Source organism: Pseudoalteromonas sp. US3C1013, assembly GCF_048401115.1.
GTDB lineage: Bacteria > Pseudomonadota > Gammaproteobacteria > Enterobacterales > Alteromonadaceae > Pseudoalteromonas > Pseudoalteromonas undina.
The window spans coordinates 3,140,065-3,160,525 of record NZ_CP183075.1 but is presented as its reverse complement, the minus strand read 5'-3'; the positions used below and the strand labels follow the sequence as shown (position 1 = coordinate 3,160,525).

The 20,461-nt window shown below is 40.9% G+C and carries 16 protein-coding genes, 1 rRNA gene and 1 pseudogene; 10 read left to right on the top strand and 8 right to left on the bottom strand.

Annotated features, from left to right (window positions below; all coding sequences use genetic code 11):
* The first annotated feature begins 20 nt into the window (after positions 1–20).
* A 5S ribosomal RNA gene (gene rrf, locus ACNSN2_RS14760) occupies positions 21–135 on the top strand.
* A 361-nt stretch (positions 136–496) separates the two neighbouring features.
* On the opposite strand, the gene ACNSN2_RS14755 is transcribed toward rrf, so the two are convergent.
* Together ACNSN2_RS14755 and ACNSN2_RS14750 are read right to left on the bottom strand one after the other, a co-directional pair.
* The gene (locus tag ACNSN2_RS14755) at positions 497–1,768 is read right to left on the bottom strand and encodes a LysM peptidoglycan-binding domain-containing protein (RefSeq protein ID WP_418607926.1); all 1,272 of its coding nucleotides are present in this window, start codon (positions 1,766–1,768) and stop codon (positions 497–499) included.
* A gap of 66 nt (positions 1,769–1,834) precedes the next feature.
* Positions 1,835–2,698, bottom strand: coding sequence for a LytR/AlgR family response regulator transcription factor (locus tag ACNSN2_RS14750; RefSeq protein WP_418609082.1), 864 nt, complete (start codon positions 2,696–2,698; stop codon positions 1,835–1,837).
* A 184-nt stretch (positions 2,699–2,882) separates the two neighbouring features.
* Here ACNSN2_RS14750 and ACNSN2_RS14745 point away from each other — a divergent pair, with 184 nt between their 5' ends.
* On the top strand, positions 2,883–4,163 hold the full coding sequence (locus tag ACNSN2_RS14745) for an acyltransferase family protein (protein WP_418607924.1): 1,281 nt from the start codon (positions 2,883–2,885) through the stop codon (positions 4,161–4,163).
* A gap of 130 nt (positions 4,164–4,293) precedes the next feature.
* Here ACNSN2_RS14745 and ACNSN2_RS14740 read toward each other — a convergent pair whose 3' ends face one another.
* Both ACNSN2_RS14740 and ACNSN2_RS14735 read right to left on the bottom strand, forming a co-directional pair.
* Positions 4,294–5,610, bottom strand: coding sequence for a sensor histidine kinase (locus tag ACNSN2_RS14740; protein ID WP_418607922.1), 1,317 nt, complete (start codon positions 5,608–5,610; stop codon positions 4,294–4,296).
* A 2-nt stretch (positions 5,611–5,612) separates the two neighbouring features.
* The gene (locus ACNSN2_RS14735) at positions 5,613–7,031 is read right to left on the bottom strand and encodes a sigma-54-dependent transcriptional regulator (protein ID WP_418607920.1); all 1,419 of its coding nucleotides are present in this window, start codon (positions 7,029–7,031) and stop codon (positions 5,613–5,615) included.
* 225 nt (positions 7,032–7,256) lie between these two features.
* Between ACNSN2_RS14735 and ACNSN2_RS14730 the strand changes: the two genes are divergently transcribed.
* The 3 genes from ACNSN2_RS14730 to ACNSN2_RS14720 all read left to right on the top strand — a co-directional run bounded on the left by ACNSN2_RS14730 (position 7,257) and on the right by ACNSN2_RS14720 (position 11,835).
* The gene (locus ACNSN2_RS14730) at positions 7,257–8,510 is read left to right on the top strand and encodes an efflux RND transporter periplasmic adaptor subunit (RefSeq protein WP_418607918.1); all 1,254 of its coding nucleotides are present in this window, start codon (positions 7,257–7,259) and stop codon (positions 8,508–8,510) included.
* Between the two features lie 11 nt (positions 8,511–8,521).
* Positions 8,522–9,238: an ABC transporter ATP-binding protein gene (locus ACNSN2_RS14725; RefSeq protein ID WP_054202739.1), complete on the top strand. Its 717-nt coding sequence runs from the start codon at positions 8,522–8,524 to the stop codon at positions 9,236–9,238.
* A gap of 200 nt (positions 9,239–9,438) precedes the next feature.
* Complete coding sequence (locus ACNSN2_RS14720; RefSeq protein ID WP_418607916.1) at positions 9,439–11,835, top strand: FtsX-like permease family protein; 2,397 nt, start codon at positions 9,439–9,441, stop codon at positions 11,833–11,835.
* A 52-nt stretch (positions 11,836–11,887) separates the two neighbouring features.
* Here the strand turns inward: ACNSN2_RS14720 and ACNSN2_RS14715 are convergent, their stop codons facing one another.
* On the bottom strand, positions 11,888–12,415 hold the full coding sequence (locus tag ACNSN2_RS14715; protein WP_418607914.1) for a sugar O-acetyltransferase: 528 nt from the start codon (positions 12,413–12,415) through the stop codon (positions 11,888–11,890).
* A 161-nt stretch (positions 12,416–12,576) separates the two neighbouring features.
* Here ACNSN2_RS14715 and ACNSN2_RS14710 point away from each other — a divergent pair, with 161 nt between their 5' ends.
* From ACNSN2_RS14710 to ACNSN2_RS14695, 4 genes and pseudogenes are all read left to right on the top strand, one after another.
* Positions 12,577–13,341 carry a DeoR/GlpR family DNA-binding transcription regulator gene (locus ACNSN2_RS14710; RefSeq protein WP_418607912.1) on the top strand — a complete coding sequence of 255 codons (765 nt, stop codon included), beginning with the start codon at positions 12,577–12,579 and terminating at the stop codon, positions 13,339–13,341.
* A 46-nt stretch (positions 13,342–13,387) separates the two neighbouring features.
* Positions 13,388–15,208, top strand: coding sequence for a glutamine--fructose-6-phosphate transaminase (isomerizing) (glmS, locus tag ACNSN2_RS14705; protein ID WP_075170726.1), 1,821 nt, complete (start codon positions 13,388–13,390; stop codon positions 15,206–15,208).
* 113 nt (positions 15,209–15,321) lie between these two features.
* On the top strand, positions 15,322–16,509 hold the full coding sequence (locus ACNSN2_RS14700) for an alpha/beta hydrolase-fold protein (RefSeq protein ID WP_418607911.1): 1,188 nt from the start codon (positions 15,322–15,324) through the stop codon (positions 16,507–16,509).
* A 191-nt stretch (positions 16,510–16,700) separates the two neighbouring features.
* Positions 16,701–16,880 (top strand): annotated as a pseudogene (locus ACNSN2_RS14695) (hypothetical protein); the annotation flags it as partial.
* A gap of 56 nt (positions 16,881–16,936) precedes the next feature.
* On the opposite strand, the gene ACNSN2_RS14690 reads toward ACNSN2_RS14695, so the two are convergent.
* The 3 genes from ACNSN2_RS14690 to ACNSN2_RS14680 form a co-directional block, all read right to left on the bottom strand.
* Positions 16,937–17,299, bottom strand: coding sequence for a hypothetical protein (locus ACNSN2_RS14690; RefSeq protein ID WP_418607909.1), 363 nt, complete (start codon positions 17,297–17,299; stop codon positions 16,937–16,939).
* A gap of 97 nt (positions 17,300–17,396) precedes the next feature.
* Positions 17,397–17,750 carry a hypothetical protein gene (locus ACNSN2_RS14685; protein ID WP_147154738.1) on the bottom strand — a complete coding sequence of 118 codons (354 nt, stop codon included), beginning with the start codon at positions 17,748–17,750 and terminating at the stop codon, positions 17,397–17,399.
* A 12-nt stretch (positions 17,751–17,762) separates the two neighbouring features.
* Positions 17,763–18,851: a hypothetical protein gene (locus tag ACNSN2_RS14680; protein WP_418607907.1), complete on the bottom strand. Its 1,089-nt coding sequence runs from the start codon at positions 18,849–18,851 to the stop codon at positions 17,763–17,765.
* A gap of 263 nt (positions 18,852–19,114) precedes the next feature.
* Between ACNSN2_RS14680 and ACNSN2_RS14675 the strand changes: the two genes are divergently transcribed.
* Positions 19,115–20,413: a DEAD/DEAH box helicase gene (locus ACNSN2_RS14675; RefSeq protein WP_418607906.1), complete on the top strand. Its 1,299-nt coding sequence runs from the start codon at positions 19,115–19,117 to the stop codon at positions 20,411–20,413.
* The last annotated feature ends 48 nt before the right edge of the window (positions 20,414–20,461 follow it).

Here is a 20,461-nt window from a genome sequence, read left to right as displayed (position 1 = left end):
CGGACTGACACCCAAATTTGCTTGGTGACAATAGCGTTTTGGACCCACCTGACCCCATGCCGAACTCAGTAGTGAAACGAAACAGCGCCGATGATAGTGTAGCATTTGTTATGTGAAAGTAGGACATTACCAGGCTCCAAATACAAGAAAGCCCGACTCGAAAGAGCCGGGCTTTTTTACGTCTGCAGGAAAGTGAAAGTATTAGCCGTCAGCTATCAGCAGCACAGCGTCAACCTGACCACCGTAGCATGGGTTGAGTATCTAGAACCCCATGGGCAAAATAACGCAACGTCAACCCATCCCATTAAAAACATTAAATGTACCTTGCTATGTGGCTCTCTAGCGCTGTAGGCACTACGATATTCTACTGCGTGGTCACTACGAAGGAGCGCGCCGACGCCAAATACGTGCAAGCTCGAATCTAAATTTAGGTCTTTCGAAGGGTATATGGGCTGATAAAGTCATCAGTCCATATATTTAATAATCAGCGAGGTCGTTAGCGATTAGATAAGAATACAGTAAGCTGTTTACCTATTTTTAAATGGTCGCTCGAAAGGCTATTCCATTGTTTTAGTTTAGCAATACTCACTTTATAATGATTGGCAATTTTCCATAAGCTATCACCCGATTTAACCTGATGTTCAATTTGGGTATCGGCTAATTGAGGGAGCACAAGCTTTTGGCCAATTCTAATGGTGTTACTTTTTAGATCGTTAAACGCTTTGAGTTGGCTAATACCCACTTTGTAGCGTTTCGCTATAACACTTAAGCTATCGCCACGTTTTACTGTGTAGTGTTGCCACTGACTATAATCATTGGAATCAAGATTAGCGAGCATGTCTTTAAATTGTGTTTGTTCAGCAACTGGAACAACAATGTGGGGCGCATCAATAATTGCTGGAAAGCGGATCACACCATGGTTTAAAAATTCAAGTTGCTGCCATTGCTTTTGGTTATCTAAAATAACAGCGTCATCAATAGGCAATACTGCAATTGTTGGGCTGTTTGAAATTGTAGGAAAAGCCATTTTTTGGCTTTTTAATAATTGTGCCGCAGCTAGTAATTTTGGCACGTACTGACTGGTTTGTTTGGGCAGTTTTAAGTTGAAAAAATCAGTGGGTTTGCCTTGTTTTTTATTATTACTAATTGCTCTAAGTACACGGCCTTCACCTAAGTTATAGGCTGCTATAGCGTGATACCAGTCACCACCAAAGCGTTTGTGTAAATATTCCATAAAATCCAACGCAGCTCGGGTACTGTCTATTACGTCCTGACGTCCGTCATACCAAGAGGATATTTGCACTTTAAAATATTTAGCAATGGCAGGCGTTAATTGCCAAAGTCCAGATGCATGCTTGTGCGAATAGGCACTGGCATCAAAGTCACTTTCAATTAGCGGCATTAATGCTAATTCTATGGGTAAGTTCCGCTTTTCAACCTCTGTGACTATATAATAAAGGTAAGGCTCAGCACGGCGACTGATTTCATCCATGTAATTTGGGTGAGATAAATACCATGCAATGCGTTGTTGTACATCTGGGTGGCTAGAATTGGCAAATGTAAGCTGCGCTCGGATGCGTTGCCACACATCATCGAGTTTCTGAGGACTTAAGGGAGCTATTTGCTCAATATTTTCGTTTTGTTCTTTAACAACAATATTTGGGTTAGCTTTAATATCAGGTTGTGAAGAGGGCTGTTCGGGTGTGGTTTCACAACCGGATAAAATTAACACTAATGGCAAAATGCGGATAAATCGATTTAAAGGCACGTACTAAACTACTCCGAAAAAATGAATGCGGCTAACCTAAAGTAGGTTAGCTTAACATAGCGTGAGTTAAGAATGACTTGTAGTTGAATTTAACAGTTCCTTAAATTGATCTTTATAGCGACGTGACAGGTTTAGCACTTTACCTGTAGTGAGCTTTACTTCACTATCGCCACTTGCTAATGGCGTGATTGATTCAACCGCGTCTAATCTAATCGCATGAGAACGGTGAATACGGCAAAACCCTTGCGGCTCTAACTGAGTTATAAGTTGTGTCATGGTTGCACGAAAAGGATAAATTCGAGCGCCAATATGTAGATTTACATAATTGCCATTTGATTCAAGCCAATCTACTTCTGCTACGCGAACAATAAATTCTTTTCCCAGCTTTTTTACCAGTAGCCTGTCTAAGCTTACATATTCAGCAGTATCTTCGCCTTGACTGATCGGGGCTGCTTCACCTGTTAATTGGCTCACGACATATTGATAGGTTTTAATAACAATAGTCAAAAATAAGAATCCCCACAAATCTTTGCGGTATTCATAAAGTAACTCAAACCACACTAACCCAAAGTCATATTGCATACCCTGCATGGTGTAAATGAGTTTGCGGATAGCGACCATAATACCAATATGTAATAACGAAAAAGCAATGCTCGCTACTAAGTACAGTAATATTGAATGAGAGATTTTTTGCCAATTAAAAGGTTGGGTTTTTAATAGCCAAACTAAAGCCGGAAACAATAATAAGGTGCCAATAGCACTCGAGTATTCCCACACAAAGGGCTCCCAGAGCATAAAAGGAAGTGCGCCATCACGTTGGGCTTCCATAATGTTTGAGCTGGCATTAATGGTGTTGTTTATAAAAATATAACTACATAAAAATAAAGCCGCGTACCAAGTTTGATAGCGCTGAAAGTGCGATAAAGTGATCATTATTATTGTAACTCTTTAAAAGACCGCAATTAGACTAGCAAGAGAGTGATAAAACACCAAGTTTATATCATCCCTGATATCCACCGTTTATCCCTATTGACTGTTTTATAAGCCTTTTGTGATTGCTTAACACAGTGTGTTGTCCATAGTTGTTATTAATTACTCATAAGTTAAATCTTTTATGAATCTTAAAATAGTCATTAAAAATACAACACGTACGCTATTAAAATCTTGGGTAAATGTGTTTAACCAAGGCGAAGAGTTACCATCTCGCCGTTATGATTTAGATTGGCTGAGAGTACTTGCCTTTGGCTTATTAATTTTTTACCACACCGGCATGTTATACAGTGAAAATTGGGGCTTTCATTTTAAAAGTCAGTACTTATCCAGCGGTATTGAAAGCATTATGCTTTTATTGTCGCCATGGCGGATGGGATTAATTTGGTTTATTTCAGGTGTGGCGCTGCGCTTTATTGTTGCGCGCTTTAGTCTAGGTATGTTTTTAACTACGCGAAGTGTAAAAATATTACTGCCTTTATTGTTTGGCATTTGGTTTATTGTGCCTATTCAGCTTTATGCGCAAATGAGCCAAGAAGCCAGTTTAGCTATGGGCTTTTGGCAGTTTTACAGCCAGTTCTTTGATTTAACCAACCCTTTATTCGAGCGCTATCAAGCAGGGATTTGGCCTCATGTCGATGTGAATCACCTTTGGTACTTACGTTCGTTATGGCAATTTACTTTATTGCTGGTGCTAGCAATGCCGCTGCTTCATCACGCTACTGTGCATACAATAATCACGCGTTTATGTGGGCGCTCGTTATTTACAGTTTTTATTGTATTGCTATTGCCGCTGTGTATTTTAAAACTCAGCTGGCCGAGCGACACATTTAGATACCCCATGGGCGCGCTGTTCTTACTTTATGGTTACTTGCTTGCTTGGCAGCCTGCATTTTATAGCCAGCTACTTCGCCATTGGCGAGTGCTATTAGTGGTATTTACGTTAGGTTATATAGTTGTTGTGCTGTGTTACAACACGATTTGGCAAAACCCTGCTGCTAGCCAATGGCAAATTACCAGCATGGATATGCTGTATACTGCGCAACGATTAATGGGCGTGTTGTTAATGCTGGCACTAGCACAACGTTTTTTGAATCACGATCACCCTAAACTGGCTTTATTAAACGGTGCAGTATTCCCTTTTTATTTATTGCATCAAAGTGTAATTATTGGCCTTGCGTTTTATTTGTCGAAGCTGCAATTAAGTGGTTTTGTGGAGCCATTACTTATACTCAGCCTTACTTTCATTATTTGTTGGTTGGTGTTTATTGCTGCGCGCCGTATCGACTTAATAAGCCCACTGTTAGGAATTAAAGTCACAGGTAAATATAAAGCATGGCAAGTTAAAGTGGGCTTTGGTTGCGGGCTAATATTGGTAAGCCCGCTGATCTTTAGGTTGATTTAATTATCTGTATTGCAAATTAACTATCGCCGTAAACGACAACCTACGAGATATGCTGTGCAATTTTGTAGGTCGTGCTTTAGCGCGAAAGTACCAATGCTAATGAGTTGTCACCTTAAATGGCGTTCTACGCTCAACCAAACACACACCTAAAACAGGCGCCTTGTGGTTTTGGTACATAAATTAAATCGCCACCGTGGTTGAGCATTATTTGCCGAGAGAGGCTAAGGCCAATGCCGGAGCCTTGTTGCTTGGTGGTAAAAAATGGCACGAAGATCATATCTATCACATGCTCACTGATACCTGGTCCGTTGTCGTTGATTTCTATATAAAGTTGTTGGCTAGTGTTTTGCGCCAAGCTAATTTCGATCCTTGGTTGAGCGGCATTCTCTGCGCTGTACTTTTGGTTACTCTTTAGTACTTCAAGTGCATTTTTTATTAAGTTTACTAATACCTGTTCTATTTGGCTGCTATCAAGCATGACTAACTGCTGATTTTTAATCGACAGTTCGATATGGGTGTGTTGAACGCGTGCTTGTTGTTGATGTAAAGCGACAATACGCGTTAGCATATCGGCTAAATTTTCCGGTGTTAAATTGGGTTTAGGTAAGCTGCTAACTTGGCGAAAACGAGCAATAAAATCCCCTAAATGAGCGGTTCTTGATGCTAACGTGTTTAGCGCAAGTTGTAAGTCTTGTTTATCTTCAAGCTCATCAAAACATAGCTCTTGTGGCAGTAAATTGCTACAAGTATCAGCTAGCGATGAAAGTGGCGTAATAGAGTTAGCAATTTCGTGAGTGAGCACTTTAGTTAAGCGTTTATACGCTTGCTGTTCTTTGAGTTGTAACTGGTCGTGAATTGATTGTAGGCTCACTACACGACGAACTTTACCTTGAATTTCGGCGATACTAAGTTGAATTGAGAGAGTGTCGTGCTGCTCGCCATTTTGCCAGTAGGTGGTGCTGCGGATATTGTGTTCGGCGTTTAAAATTAACTCACCTACAGCCCCTAACTCATGCAAATGTCGAAAACTCTTCCCCAGTAATTTACTAACGGCTGGATTTGATTCGATCACCTCGCCGTTGTCATCACATACCATAACAGCTAAATCAACATGGATGAGCAAAGCTTGTAGAAACTGTGCTTGTTGCTCGGCATTAAAACGTGCCGTTTGCATTTGCGTTTTTACTTGTTCAAATTGCTTAAGCATTGGATGTTGTTGACCAAGCCCCAAGGTGCTGTCGCCATTGGCTAAGGCTCGGATCACCATTTCGGCTTGTTTTTGTTGGCGCTTAAACAGCGTAAAAATATGCGCTATTAATGCCGCTGCGACTAGCATTATTAACAATGTCGTCGCTGAAAAACCATGCGTTTGTAATACATAACTAAGCAACGCACTTACACTTATAAGTGTGGTGATACTAAACGAAAGCAATAAATTAGCCCGCATAATTATAGCCCGTACTTTTCAAGGCGGCGGTACATGGCACCGCGAGTTAAACCCAGTGCTTTGGCTGCATGGCTAACATTACCTTGATGGTGCTTAAGTGCTGCGCGAACTGTTCGTTGTTCAAGTATGTCTAAATCAAAAGTGTCGTACTGCGCTACATTGTTTAAAACCTCCGTGCTTTGGGTTTTCTCGTCAGTACTAACTGATATTGAATTACCAACCACTGAGCTTATATCGAGTTTATCCCTTTCAGTTAAAATAACCGCACGCTCTATAGCGTGAGCCAATTCACGTACATTACCTGGCCACGCGTATTGGCAAAGCGCACTCATATCATCATCGCTAACGGTTAAGCTGCGTTTATATTTTTGCGCAAAGTGTTTTAGGTAGTAATTAGCTAATAATGGAATGTCATCGCTGCGCTCCCGTAATGCCGGAAGGCGAATTTCAACGGTGTTTATCCGATACAATAAATCTTGACGAAAACGCCCCTCTGCGACGGCTTGATCAAGGTTGTCGTTAGTGGCGCAAATAAGGCGGATATCAATATCAACGGCTTTACTGCTGCCAACGGGCGTTATTTGTCTATTTTGCAGTGCAGCCAGTAATTTGGCTTGATGCTCTAGGGGTAAATTACCCAGTTCATCTAAAAATAAACTGCCACCGTGGGCAAGCTCAAATTTACCAATGCGATCGGCTTTAGCATCAGTAAACGCGCCTTTTTTGTGGCCGAATAGTTCACTTTCAAATAAATTCTGCGCTACTGCACCCATATCTAAACTCATAAAGGTTTGATTTTGGCGCATACTTGCTTGATGAACAGCATGAGCGGTCAACTCCTTCCCTGTGCCACTTTCACCGGTTATTAATATGTTGGCATCAGTTTGAGCTGCTTTTTCAATGGTGCTAAACACCTGCTGCATCGCATTGCTTTGACCTAAAAACTCAAAGTTAGGCGTGTTTAAGGCTTGGTTTAACCCTTGTTTTTGCCGCGTTAATTTGCCCACTTGCTGTTTGTCTTTTGCGTGTGAAAATGCAGCGGCGACTGCGCCAAGTAATTGCTCGTTTTGCCAAGGCTTGGCAATAAAATCAGAAGCTCCCGCTTTAATTGCATCTACGGCTAATTGAATATCGCCGTAAGCGGTCATTAATAAAACAACGATATTAGCGTCTTGTTCGATAATTTTTTTCAGCCAATAAAAGCCTTCTTTGCCACTGATTGAGTCTTGGGTAAAGTTCATATCAAGCAGTATTACGTCAACGGGTTGCTCGAGCTTGCGTTGCTCGTTAATGATGCCTGCAATGTCAAATGGATTGTCTGTGGTTTTAACACTTTGATAATGCTGTTTTAGTAATAAACGTGCTGCAATGAGAATGTCTGGGTTGTCATCAACAATTAGAAGAGAGCCTGTGTGTTTCATATTTCTTATTCTTATAGAGTTTTATTTAGCCTAAAACAAAAAGGGGACAGTGTCCATAAATGGACGTTTATAAAATAACAAAGTGTTCTATTAGCGGACACTACAAATATGTGAACAATCAAACTAAACATTAACCGTTTGAATTTATTGGTTAAATAAAACTGGCACAGCGTTTGTAATAACTATCGGTAATTAGTTTATTAAACCTGTATCAAGGTAGTCGACATGGACAAAAAAATAGAACGCTCATTTACGCAAAAGTATTTAAAAAAATTTACTTTTGCAGCTCTTACTTTAGGTGTTGCTGCGGCTGCATATGGTTTTACACAAAGCAGCGATACAGGCCGTAGCCAGAATATTGATCGTAGCAGCCTTACGGTTAGCACGGTTACACAAGGTGCCTTTAAAGATGCCTTGAGCTTGCGCGGTCAAGTGGTACCAAAAACCAGCATTTACCTCGATACTATCGCAGGCGGTCAAGTGGAAGAACGCTTAGTCGAGCAAGGCGAGTTTGTTGAAAAAGGCCAACCGCTCGTGCGCCTAAGCAATACTAACCTACAACTGGATGTAATGAGCCGTGAAGCACAAGTTACCGAGCAGCTTAACTTTTTACGTAATACGCAAATGAACATGGAAACCAGCCGGTTAAACTTACGCCGCGACTTATTAGAAATCGAATTAAAAATTACCCATTTAACACGTAGATTAAAACAAACTAAACCTTTGGTTAAAAGTGGCGTATTGGCGCAAGACCAACTAGCTGAGCTTGAAGAAGATTTAAATTATTACCAAGCCCGTAAAGAGCTCACCCTTGAGCGCCAACAGCAAGAAAATTCAATCCGTGAGGTGCAAGTGGCGCAGTTGTCAGACAGCGCTAAAATGCTCGAAAAAAATCTGCAATTTACGCGTCGAAATCTCGACAACTTATTAATCAAAGCACCGGTATCAGGTTATTTAAGCGAGCTTGATGTAGAAATTGGTGAATCAAAAAGTAGCGGCGCACGACTCGGACAAATAGATATTCCTAATGAATATAAATTAGTGGTGCGTCTTGATGAGTTTTACTTAAACCAAATTCAGCGTGACATGACCGTGTTGATTGAGCTTGAAAGCGGCATGGTGAATGCCGAAGTGAGCAAAATTGATAGCCGCGTACAGCAGTCACAATTTCAAGTAGAAGTGGACTTACCCAGTAACACTAAAAGCATAAAGCGCGGCCAAAGTATTGATATTGAGTTAATGCTAGGGGATGACAATAACAATGCCTTACTGCTTAAGCGCGGGGCCTTTTTTACCAACTCGGGTGGTAACTGGGTTTATGTAATCGAGCAAGGCAGTGATAAAGCAGTGCGCCGTGATATCCGCCTTGGCAAAAAGAATCAACACTATTTTGAAGTGCTTGAAGGGCTAAACGCTGGGGATAAAGTGATTACCTCCAGCTACAGCAACTTTGACAAAGCACAGCAATTACAATTTTAAGGATAATAACAATGATCAAACTAACTAATTTAAGCCGCGTATTTCGTACTCAAGATGTTGAAACAACAGCGCTGAGCAATATCAACTTAACCGTAAACGAAGGCGATTTTTTAGCGATTATGGGGCCCTCTGGCTGTGGTAAGTCAACGCTGCTTTCTATTTTGGGTATGCTTGATTCACCGACCTCAGGCAACTTTGATTTTGCGGGAACTGACATTGCAGGCTATAGCGAAAAACAACTAGCAGAGCTACGTAAAGAATCAATTGGCTTTGTATTTCAAAGCTTTAACTTAATTGATGAGCTAACCGTTTATGAAAACGTGGAGTTGCCATTACAGTATCAAAAAATATCAAAAAGTGAGCGTAAGCAACGCGTTGAAACTATTTTAAAACGGGTAGGTATTGATCACCGCGGCGAGCATTTACCACAGCAATTGTCGGGTGGTCAGCAACAGCGGGTAGCCGTTGCGCGTGCATTAGTGATAAACCCTAAACTCATTTTAGCCGATGAGCCAACCGGTAACCTCGACTCAAAAAATGGTGACGAAGTGATGGTTATGTTACGTGAGTTAAATAAAGAGGGCACCACGGTTATTATGGTAACTCACTCAGAAAAAGAAGGTGCATATGCTGACCGCCTAGTACGCCTACTAGATGGTCAAGTGATGGTTGATAAAGCGAATTTACAGCAACAAACATCACAAGTTTCAGACGCTGTTGTTGCGTAATGCACGTTTACTATCGTTATTTTTTACAGCATGTTCCAGTGCAATTAATAAGAGCTAGTACAGTAATCTTATTTATTACATTGAGTGCTTTTGCTCTCAAGCATGATCTGTCTTATGTGTACCTCAGTGATATGGTAAGTGATTTTGTGGCTTGCCAGCTATTTTTGTTCTAACCCCTTGGGGTAAGAAGGAATTTGATAATGTTTAAAAATTATATTATGACCGCAATGCGCTCATTTAAGCAGCAAAAACAACACTTTTTGCTCAATGTACTTGGTTTGAGTATTGGTTTGGCGGCGGCTATTTTAGTGGCTATGTTTGCCTTTAATGAAGCGTCTTATGACAAGCAGCAACCCAATGCTGAACGCGTGTATCGTGTTAATCAGTATTTTACATCCTTGGGAGTTGGCGGGCCGATGACCAACAAAGACCTTATGAATACATTTAAAGATATGGCTGAAATAGAAGACATACTATCATTAGAACCTAGTCCGCCAGGTGCTGAATTTGTTCGTGATGATGTGGGTTATAAATTAGAAAGTATTATATCGGCAAGCAGCAATATAGCTGATTTTGTGAATATTGACTTAGTTGCAGGCGACTTAGCCAAAGTGCTTAGCGCACCAAATATGCTCGCATTGAGTGAGCAGTACGCAATACGTATTTTTGGCCGTGCAGACATTGTTGGTGAAACCTTAATACAAGGTAATAAACGTTGGCAGATTGGGGCGGTATTTGCTGATTTACCTGAAAATACGCACTTCTTTTTTCAAGGATTAATTAAAGAGTTACCAGCCAATACTGAATATCAAAACATGAATAGTGCCTCTTATATTCGAGTAAAGCCAGGTACTGATGTTGAAAAGTTGGCAGAAACTATTGAGCAACGCTACATGAAAATTGCTTACGAAAGCCCAAATTTAGCAAAAATGACGCTGCATCCGCTAACGTCTATTCATTTAACTTCCAACTCTAACTATGAAATGAAAAAGAATGGCTCGCTTTCAACGCTGCGTATTTGTATTGGTTTGAGTGTTTTATTGATACTTTTAGCTGCGTTTAATTTTATTAATATGAGCATTGCACAATCGGCAAAACGTGCCAAGGAAGTAGGCGTACGTAAAGCGCTTGGCGCCAGTAAGCCACAAATTATTTGCCAGTTTTTAGTGGAGTCATTACTTATCACTATTATTGCTGCATTAATTGCCTGTATGTTGGTTGAATTACTAACACCGGCTTTTAATCAATTAGTCGATAGACAGTTATCCCTCAATTATGACTCTACGTTAGGTGCTGCAATTGCTGTTGTTGTACTGTTAATCGGCTTGCTTGCCGGTATTTACCCTGCCATGTTTATGTCGGCGTTTAGTGCCAAACGAGTGCTCAGTGGTGACATGCAGCGTGGCCGCACAGCCATTGCGGTTAGAAAAGGTTTGTTGGTTGTGCAATCGGCATTATCTGTCGGTTTAATTATTGGCGCTTTATTACTGCAACAGCAACTTGCTTATTTACAATCCCTGCCAGTGGGCTATACCAAAGAAAGTAAATTGGTTATCAGTGATATATCAGCCGAACATATATTACATAACAATAATACTGCATTACTAAATCGTATCAACGCGATTGATGGGGTGAAAAGAGCCAGTGTTATGGATATTGATGTAACAGGCTCATATAAATCGTCTCGCACATTTACCGCCGACAACGGTCAATTTACCAAACAAAGTTTACCCATTATTGGCGCAGGTAACGACATAGCCAAAACATTGGGCCTAACATTGGTCGCTGGGCGAGATTTCAGTGAAAAAATGGCTGCTGATTGGTTTAGTGAAGTCAGTGACACTAAAGCAACGGCTTCAGTCATATTGACTGAGTCGCTAGTAAAACAAGCCGGTTATGCAACACCAAGTGATGCAATTGGCAGTACATGGCGCACAAGTCCGGGCAATGGCAAAGATTTAATCTTAACGGTTGTCGGTGTGGTTAAAAATATTAAAGTAGGCAGTGTTAAAGACGCACAACCTTCTACCATCTTAATTTGTGGCTATACAAATAGTTGGGACGGCCGCGTTATCGTAGACATGGACGCTGCTAAAATACTGTCTATTAAAGCGCAGCTTGCAAGTATTTTAGAAGAGAATCTCGCAATTCGTGACCCACAAATAGATATGCTGAACGAAAACTACCGTGCGCTTTATCGTAATGATGAACGTGCAACTGAGTTTGTCACTTTATTCTCTGGCTTAGCCGTATTTTTAGCGTGCGTAGGGACCTTTGGTTTAGCGTCATTCTCGGTATTACGCCGCCAAAAAGAAGTGGCAGTACGCAAAGTACTGGGTGCATCACGCATCAGCATTATGAACCTACTGGCAAAAGAATTTTTAATTTTAGTGTTAGGAAGTGTAGCCATAGCATACCCGCTAACCTATTGGCTGGTGGGTGACTGGCTTGCTAATTTTAACGAGCGGGTTGATCAAGCGCTATGGGTTTATCTGGTTGCCGCTTTGAGTGTTGCTGCGATCACTTGGCTCACGGTTGCCAGCCTTGCCTTCAAAGCCGCCAGTACTAGGCCATCGTTAACATTAAGATATGAGTAATAACGAGTAAAGAACCCTACTAAAGGTCTATCAGAATACCGATAGACCTTTTTCAAATATCTTTAATTCTTACAGCAGGATTACCGGCAACAACAGTGTTCGCAGCCACGTCTTTAGTTACTACCGACCCTGCGCCCACAACAGCGTTTTCACCAATGGTAACGCCAGCTAACACAATAACTCCCGCGCCAATCCACACGTTATTACCGATAGTAATCGGTGCTGCAAAGTTCTCTTTATTGAGCCGCTCTGTGGGGTTAACCGCATGAGATACGGCCAATAGTTGAACGTTCGGACCGATTAAACAATCGCAGCCAATGCTTATAGCTCCTTCATTTATTGGCGCATCCAACACAGTGCAGTTAATGTTTATAAAAGTACGATCACCTATATGCATTTGCGAGCCATAGTCACAATGAAAGCCCGCTTCAATAATTACTCCATCACCACAGTGTGAGCATAATTCTTTTATTCGCTTTAAATTACCTTTACTGGGGCTTTTATTAAATAAGCGGCAAATTTCGTGCACAGCTCTACGCTGCGCTAGATTCTCTTTACTAATACTATTAAATGACTGCATATCAATTTTGTTTAACTTAAATAATGGTGTCTAGCTTAACCTACTTTAAGCATGATGATAATTTGAATAAAACTGTGTTTTTTTTACGCATTCACTTGCCATTTATTATGTTTCGTTTAAAATTCACTAACTTTCGAAACGAAACTTAATTGTAATCACTTATGACCAAACGAAACACCCAGCAACGCCGTCATCTGATCCTTAGCCAAGTAAATGAGCTTGGTGAAGTGGCTGTTGAGACTCTTGCTGAACAGTTTCAAACATCAGAAGTAACTATTCGAAAAGACTTAACCTCGCTTGAAAAAAGTGGTTTATTACTGCGCCGTTACGGCGGTGCTATTGCGCTACCAAAAGAGATTGTAAGCGATGAGATTGATTCTAAGCGCAAAGTGGCCATTGCCAAAGCGGCAGCATCGCTTATAAAAGATCATAACCGCATTATTATTGACAGCGGGCGCACCACTGCAGCAATGATCCCTGAGTTGGCTACAAAGCAGGGGTTAGTTGTTATGACTAACGCTATTAAAGTAGCAACGCGTTTATTAGCACTTGAAAATGAGCCAACACTTTTGATGACAGGTGGCACGTGGGATCCGCATTCAGAATCGTTTCAAGGGCAAGTAGCCGAAAATGTTCTATGCTCATATGATTTTGATCAGCTATTCATTGGTGCTGATGGCATTGATGTAGCGCGTGGAACAACCACGTTTAATGAACTTGTTGGATTAAGCCAAGTGATGGCTAAAGCGGCGCGCGAAGTTATTGTGCTGGTTGAGTCAGAAAAGATTGGCCGAAAAATACCAAATTTAGAATTACCGTGGCAAACAGTAACCACATTAATAACCGACAGTGGCTTAGCAAGTAATAAACGTGCAGCCATAGAGGCGTGTGGTGTAAAACTAATTTGCGCAGAAATTATGGAATAGCAACTAAAACGTAAGTTGCTAGAATTAAAAAATTAATGGAGACACTATGTGTGGAATCGTTGGGGCTGTTGCAGAACGTCCAGTAAATAAAATCTTAGTTGAAGGCCTTAAGCGTCTTGAGTACCGCGGTTATGACTCAGCAGGTGTAGCTTTACTTGAAGGCAATACACTTAATACAGTTAAAGCAGTTGGTAAGGTTGTAAACTTAGAGTCAGCACTTGAACAAGCTGGTGTTAGCGGCCACACAGGTATTGCACACACTCGTTGGGCGACTCATGGCGGTGTAACTGAAGCCAATGCTCACCCACATGTTTCAAGCAATCAATTAGCGCTTGTGCATAACGGTATTATTGAAAACCACGCAAGCTTGCGTGCAGCACTTAAAGGCGACGGTTACGAGTTTTTATCAGACACCGACACTGAAGTCATGGTGCATTTAATTCATCAGTTACGTCAGCAGCACACCACTTTATTAGCGTCAGTTCAAGCTGCTGTTAAGCAGTTTGAAGGTGCATTTGGTACCGTTGTGTTTGATAAAGCGAATGATAACGAAATTATTGTAGCTCGCTCAGGTAGCCCGTTAGTTATTGGTTTAGGCCTTGGTGAAAACTTTATTGCTTCTGATCAACTTGCATTATTACCAGTGACTCGCAGCTTTATCTTCTTAGAAGAAGGTGATGTAGCGCGTATTACTCGCGACACTGTAGAAATTTTTGATGCAGATGGCGATGCTGTAGAGCGTGAAGTTGTTGAATCAAACATCACACAAGATGCATCAGGCAAAGGTGATTACCGTCACTACATGCTAAAAGAAATTTATGAGCAGCCACTTGCAGTACGTAACACTCTTGAAGGACGTTTAAACGATGACCGCGTAGCGATTGATGCTTTTGGCGATAGCGCACAGCAAATATTTAAAGACGTAAAACACGTACAAATTATTGCCTGTGGTACGTCATACCACTCAGGTATGGTTGCTCGTTACTGGCTTGAGCAATTTGCAGGTGTTAGTTGTAACGTAGAAATTGCCTCTGAGTTCCGTTACCGTCAGTCATTTGTACACGAAAATAGCCTACTAGTAACGATTTCACAATCAGGCGAAACGGCTGATACTTTAGCTGCGCTTCGTTTAGCTAAAGAGCAAGGCTATATGGGGTCAATGACTATTTGTAACGTACCAGGCTCATCGCTTGTACGCGAATCAGACCTTGCCTTTATGACCAAAGCTGGCGCTGAAATTGGTGTAGCCTCTACTAAAGCATTTACTACGCAGCTTGTTGGTTTGTTAATGCTTACTGCGTCTATTGCGCAAGAGAAAGGCTTAGATCAAAGCGCGATTGTTAACGCTATTAAACTGCTACCAGCTAAATTAGAAGAAACGCTATTGTTGGCTGACGGCATTGCAGACCTTGCAGAAGAGTTTGCTGATAAACACCACTCACTGTTTTTAGGTCGCGGGTCGCAATACCCAATCGCGATGGAAGGCGCGCTTAAGCTTAAAGAAATTTCGTATATTCACGCAGAAGCCTACGCAGCAGGTGAGCTTAAACATGGCCCATTAGCGCTAATTGATGCCGACATGCCAATTATTGTTGTAGCACCAAACAACGAATTGCTTGAAAAGCTTAAATCAAACGTAGAAGAAGTACGTGCACGTGGCGGCATTATTTACGTATTCGCTGATAAAGACTCACACTTTGAGTCAGACGACACAATGCGTGTAATCAACGTAAACCACGTAGATGACGTAATTGCCCCTGTTGTATATACAATTCCACTACAGTTACTGTCGTACTATGTAGCGGTCATTAAAGGCACTGATGTTGACCAACCACGTAACCTAGCAAAATCGGTTACTGTTGAGTAAAATCAACAGGTTGGTAAATCCAGAATAAAAATTAAAAAGGCGCTCAATGCGCCTTTTTTTATGCCTGAAACTCTGTTAGCTTAAGTAACTCATTATTCTCTAAGGGATTAGTTATGCGTTTATTTGCTGTTCTGTGTTTTATTAGCTTTAGTATTTTTAGTTCACAAAGTGCCTTTTCACAATCTGGGACTAAACAGCAAAGTGCTGATTACTCTGTGCACACGCACACTTTTAAGTCGGCTGTTTTAAACGAAGAACGCACAGTTGTCGTTCAATTGCCTAAAAGCTACCAAGCTGAGCCCGATAAAGTTTATCCGGTAATATATCGCTTAGATGGAGCGGGTAATATACCGCTTGCAAGTGCTGTTATTGAGCGCTTACAAAATGATAATCGTGCGCCTGAGGTTATTATTGTCGCTATTGAAAACACTAATCGACTTAGAGATATGTATCCTACAGTGAATAAAGAGCCACAAGGGCCTGTCGGTGAAGGGGGCGGCGCGGCAAAGTTTTTAGCGTTCTTTGAACAAGAGCTCATTCCTTTAGTAAATAAGAACTATCGCACGCATGACTATAAAGTGATTGCTGGCGCATCTGCTGGTGGTGTATTTGCGCTATACGCGTTGCAGGCAAATCCCGAACTATTTCAAGCGCATATTGCGTATAGCCCTGCAGTTTGGTGGAATTATGGCGCAATGGTAAAAAGTACAAAATCGTTTATAACTAAAAACAAAGAGCTTAACAGTTACGTTTATATCAATATCGGCGAAGAAGCCGGCATAATGCGAGAAAGGTACAATGAATTGCAGCAAACTATACAATCGCATAAAGTGCGAGGGTTACGCTTCTCTAGTGATGCGTTTGATGGTATCTCGCATAACTTAACCGCTGCTGCAGGCGTATTTAATGCCTATTACAACCTATTTCTGCCTAAACAAATGCCAATGAGCGCTTTAACTGACGATTTAGCGTCTATTGATACTTATTATCAAAACTTATCTCAGCAATGGGGTGAGCAAATATCTCCACCAGATCGCGCTGTTAGATTACTTGGTTATAACTTAACGGACAGCAAGCAGTTTACCCGTGCTATAGAGGTGTTTAAGTACAATATAAAAAATCATCCTAAATCAGTCGATGCGCTTTCAGCCTTATCTTATGGCTATGAAATGCAGGGTGATACTCGCCAAGCGCTTGAACAGATGGAGTCTGCTTTAGCCATTGCAGATGACTCATACCCTTATATAAATTACTTAAAAGAAACAAAAGCTAGGTTACAAGCAGAACTTAGCAAGAACTAATAATATTGCTAACTTAGTTGTTGGCTTTTTATGAAAGCCTCTTTAGGTTTGAAGCGCTTACGTTGACAGTTAAATTAATTAAAAGAGTAGGGCTTAAGATAAAAATATTGATTTTTAACGTGATTAAAGACTTACCAAACAAATTAGAAGAAGCAATATTACTTGCTGATGATATTGCAGACTAAGAAGAGTTTACTGATAAATACTCATACTGTGAGTCAGATGACCATGCGTGTAATCAACGTAAACCATGTAAATGACGTGATTGCCCCTCTTGTATATACAATTCCACTACAGTCACTGTCGCACTATAAAGCGGTAATTAAAGCACAGATGTTGACGAACCACGCAATTTGGCAAAGTCGGCCTAAAAATTTTAAAATCAATAGGCGACAGGTTTGATGTAAAAGGCGCTTTGTGCGCCTTTTTAGTCTGCGCGATTACCTAAATCATAGGCAAAGTAGCCATAGGCAATTACGAACATCAAACCTATAAATGATATATGCATTACGCGAGCTAAAATTAGATCGATAGGTCTGGCGTGTCGCAAAATAGCTTCGTCATTAACAACCGTCGCCTTTACGGGTTTTTGTCGCCTTATTACTTTGCCATACATGCTCACTCTTATGCCCAGCCCTTTATCCCAAAGTGGTTCATGTATCCCTTCCTCGCGCATTTTTTTCTCAATATGTTTCATTGAAATACGAGTAAAGCATAAAGTCGAAATTAGATAGCTAATTATTATTGGTAAAGATATAAATAAAAAAATCTTTTCAGGAATCACATACATAATTTAAAACCAATTCATATCAGAGAAGTAAGCATATATTAAGGTACAAGTGATTTTCTGTAGCATAAAACCTTCTGCCTATAATTTCGTCATGAAATTAATAAGCGCGCTCACCTAAGTCATATGCAAAATAACCATATACAGCTAGGGTCATCATAATTACGAAAGAGTAATGCATTGTGCGAGCTAAAATTAAATCGATAGGTCTGGCGTGTCGTAAAATTGCTTCGTCATTAACAACCGTCGCCTTTGCGGGTTTTTGCCGCCTTATTACTTTGCCATACATGCTCACTCTTATGCCCAGTCCTTTATCCCAAAGTGGCTCATGTATTCCTTCCTCACGCATTTTCTTCTCTATGTGTTTCATTGAAATACGAGTGAAGCACAAAGCTGAAATAAGAAAAGCAATTATAAATGGCCCAGTTATTATCCAGTAAAAAGTTTCAGGCATAAGATACATAGCTTAAAACCAGCTTATATTAGAGCTAAGGTCATAAACTAGACCTGAGAAACCCTTTCCAACAGCATCACCAACTTTACCTGCAGCATAACCAGCCCCCAAGCCTACACCTATAAGAATTACCCAGCCAACTGGACCCATTGCAATTGCTATTCCTACCCCTGCGGTTATAGTCGTACCGCCAACATATGCTCCTGCAGCTGTCCCTAAACCAAAACCTGTAGCTTCCCTTACTGCACTGCGCTGCCAGTCTTTACCTGCTTTGTAATCGTCATAAACGCTATCAGCTCGAAGACCTGCATCAATCGCAATGACAAACTTTCCTGCAATATTGGATCCTTGCTCTAATTTACGTAAGTGCTGTATGTTAGCTAAAGAAGTTAATTGCAAGGGAGCTGAACTTCTTGCGCTTCTTGCTGTATCTATGCCTCGCTGCGCATTAGACCAGATATTACCCCGTGCAGATGCTTTCACTTTGCCTTTGAATTTAACCATTTCTCTTTTAAATACAGTGTTTAACTCTAGATGGGCTTGCTTTGCTTTGTTACCTAGTTTGATTAATTCTAATTTAGGCTGCTTGTTCTGCGATGCTTTTCTAATTTCAATTAAGCTAGTTTGGTATTTTAGAATCGCTTTTCCAAATGTACTTAATCTCACTTGGCTTGACTCTAATGAGGTAAGTGCTGCGCCAGTGGCAGTCAAGGTATCAAGATTTCTTCCAAGAACTTGTTGACTCGTTAAACCTCTTACTTTATCAACATATGGAGATATTTCCGCATCGTATAGCGCGGCAATAGCCAAAGCATCTTCATCACCGAAGTTGTTTACTATAGTACTGACATTTCTCTTTGTATGCTCAGGCCAAGACACCGTATTATCAAGTGCACAAGCTATGTCTGGACGAGAGCGCCTGAAATCACTCATATCCCCAGATTGTGGAGTTCTTAAAATGAACGGGGTTCCTTGAGGTATAAAGTTACCTATAATATGAGGGTTATCCTCTCTAAATCGCTTTAATTGCTCTAAGTCATTACTGTTAAAAGGTAAACTTGCTCGACTTTTCGTATTGAAACATAAATCAAATTGAGACATGACATTTCCTTGTATCTAAAATTAATCCATCAGGCCGCAAAAATAACACACTTGAAATGCTGAAATCAATAATACAGCGTGTTCAGCTATTATTTGTAATGATTGATGTATGTGAAAAATAGTATTAATGCAAAGTGATATTCAGTGAATCATCGTTTAATAAAAAACAAGATGCATTTTATTTAAATCACTAACCTCTACTTAATAGCTGCTAAATACGCTAAAATTACAGGCTACTTTTTAGCAATAAGCCCGTAATAAATATGACCTCAGCCACAAGCCCTAGCACCTTCAACGAACTTGGCCTTATTCCAGAGCTAATTGCTCGTTTGTCTGATCTTGAATACACGCAACCTACGCCGATTCAGGCAAAAGCAATTCCAAGTATCTTGGCGGGGAGTGACTTAATTGCGGGGGCAAATACCGGCTCAGGTAAAACGGCAACTTTTGCATTACCTATGCTACAAACGCTATTTTTAGCGCAAGGTGCGAATAAAACGCCGAGCAAAGGCAACTTTGTTTTAGGATTAATTTTAGTGCCAACGCGCGAGCTGGCAACACAAGTGGCTGATAGTGTTAAATCATACTCTGCTAACTTTAATGGTGCGATTAAAACCGTAGCAGTGTTTGGTGGTGTGTCGGTTAATACCCAAATGCAGGCACTGCGCGGTGGTGCTGATATCATTGTTGCAACGCCAGGGCGCTTGCTCGATTTAATCTCAAGCAATGCGATTAAGCTCGATAAAGTAACAACCTTAGTGCTTGATGAAGCTGACCGCATGTTAAGCCTTGGCTTTACTGAAGAGCTTGCTGAGCTATTAGCCCTTATGCCTGCTAAAAAACAAACCATGTTGTTTTCAGCGACGTTCCCAGAGCAAGTCACACAATTAACGCAAGAGCTGTTAACCAACCCTGTTGAAATACAAGTACAAAGCAAAGACGAAAGCACTTTAGTTCAGCGCGTATTTACGGTTAATAAAGGCGAGAAAACCACGGTTTTAGCGCACTTAATTAAAGCGCATCAATGGCGCCAAGCACTTATTTTTGTCAACGCTAAAAAAGATTGTGAGCACTTAGCCAGCAAACTTGAAAAACGCGGCGTGAACGCACAAGTATTCCATGGCGATAAAGGCCAAAGCGAGCGTACTCGCGTAATTGAAAAATTTAAAGCTGGCGAAATAGAAGTACTTATTGCCACCGATATAGCAGCCCGTGGTTTAGATATTGCCAAACTGCCTGTTGTTATTAACTTTAACTTACCGCGTAGCCCAGCTGATTATATGCACCGTATTGGCCGGAGCGGCCGTGCTGGTGAAGTCGGTTTAGCGTTATCGTTAATTGATTATGAAGACTTCCATCACTTTAGAATTATCGAAAAGAAAAACAAACTTCGCTTAGAGCGCGAAGAGGTAGCAGGTTTTGCTGTAAACCAAGCCAACCTTGATGCGGCTGAGGCGCTAAAAAACGATAAGCCAATGGCCAAGCCTGAAGGCACAGGTAAGAAAAAGAAGAAAAAATCCAACCAAGAAGATGACGTATGGAGCGGCTGGAGAAAAAGATAAGCCTTAATACATATGAGTCATTAAATCCAAGTCATTAAAAACCCTGCA

Excerpts from the sequence above, each read along its gene's own strand:
- ACNSN2_RS14690 (WP_418607909.1), bottom strand. The coding sequence starts at position 17,299 with ATGTATGTGATTCCTGAAAAGATTTTTTTATTTATATCTTTACCAATA.
- ACNSN2_RS14710 (WP_418607912.1), top strand. The coding sequence starts at position 12,577 with ATGACCAAACGAAACACCCAGCAACGCCGTCATCTGATCCTTAGCCAA.
- ACNSN2_RS14735 (WP_418607920.1), bottom strand. The coding sequence starts at position 7,031 with ATGAAACACACAGGCTCTCTTCTAATTGTTGATGACAACCCAGACATT.
- glmS (WP_075170726.1), top strand. The coding sequence starts at position 13,388 with ATGTGTGGAATCGTTGGGGCTGTTGCAGAACGTCCAGTAAATAAAATC.
- ACNSN2_RS14715 (WP_418607914.1), bottom strand. The coding sequence starts at position 12,415 with ATGCAGTCATTTAATAGTATTAGTAAAGAGAATCTAGCGCAGCGTAGA.
- ACNSN2_RS14745 (WP_418607924.1), top strand. The coding sequence starts at position 2,883 with ATGAATCTTAAAATAGTCATTAAAAATACAACACGTACGCTATTAAAA.
- ACNSN2_RS14680 (WP_418607907.1), bottom strand. The coding sequence starts at position 18,851 with ATGTCTCAATTTGATTTATGTTTCAATACGAAAAGTCGAGCAAGTTTA.
- ACNSN2_RS14675 (WP_418607906.1), top strand. The coding sequence starts at position 19,115 with ATGACCTCAGCCACAAGCCCTAGCACCTTCAACGAACTTGGCCTTATT.
- ACNSN2_RS14720 (WP_418607916.1), top strand. The coding sequence starts at position 9,439 with ATGTTTAAAAATTATATTATGACCGCAATGCGCTCATTTAAGCAGCAA.
- ACNSN2_RS14740 (WP_418607922.1), bottom strand. The coding sequence starts at position 5,610 with ATGCGGGCTAATTTATTGCTTTCGTTTAGTATCACCACACTTATAAGT.
- ACNSN2_RS14700 (WP_418607911.1), top strand. The coding sequence starts at position 15,322 with ATGCGTTTATTTGCTGTTCTGTGTTTTATTAGCTTTAGTATTTTTAGT.
- ACNSN2_RS14730 (WP_418607918.1), top strand. The coding sequence starts at position 7,257 with ATGGACAAAAAAATAGAACGCTCATTTACGCAAAAGTATTTAAAAAAA.
- ACNSN2_RS14685 (WP_147154738.1), bottom strand. The coding sequence starts at position 17,750 with ATGCCTGAAACTTTTTACTGGATAATAACTGGGCCATTTATAATTGCT.
- ACNSN2_RS14725 (WP_054202739.1), top strand. The coding sequence starts at position 8,522 with ATGATCAAACTAACTAATTTAAGCCGCGTATTTCGTACTCAAGATGTT.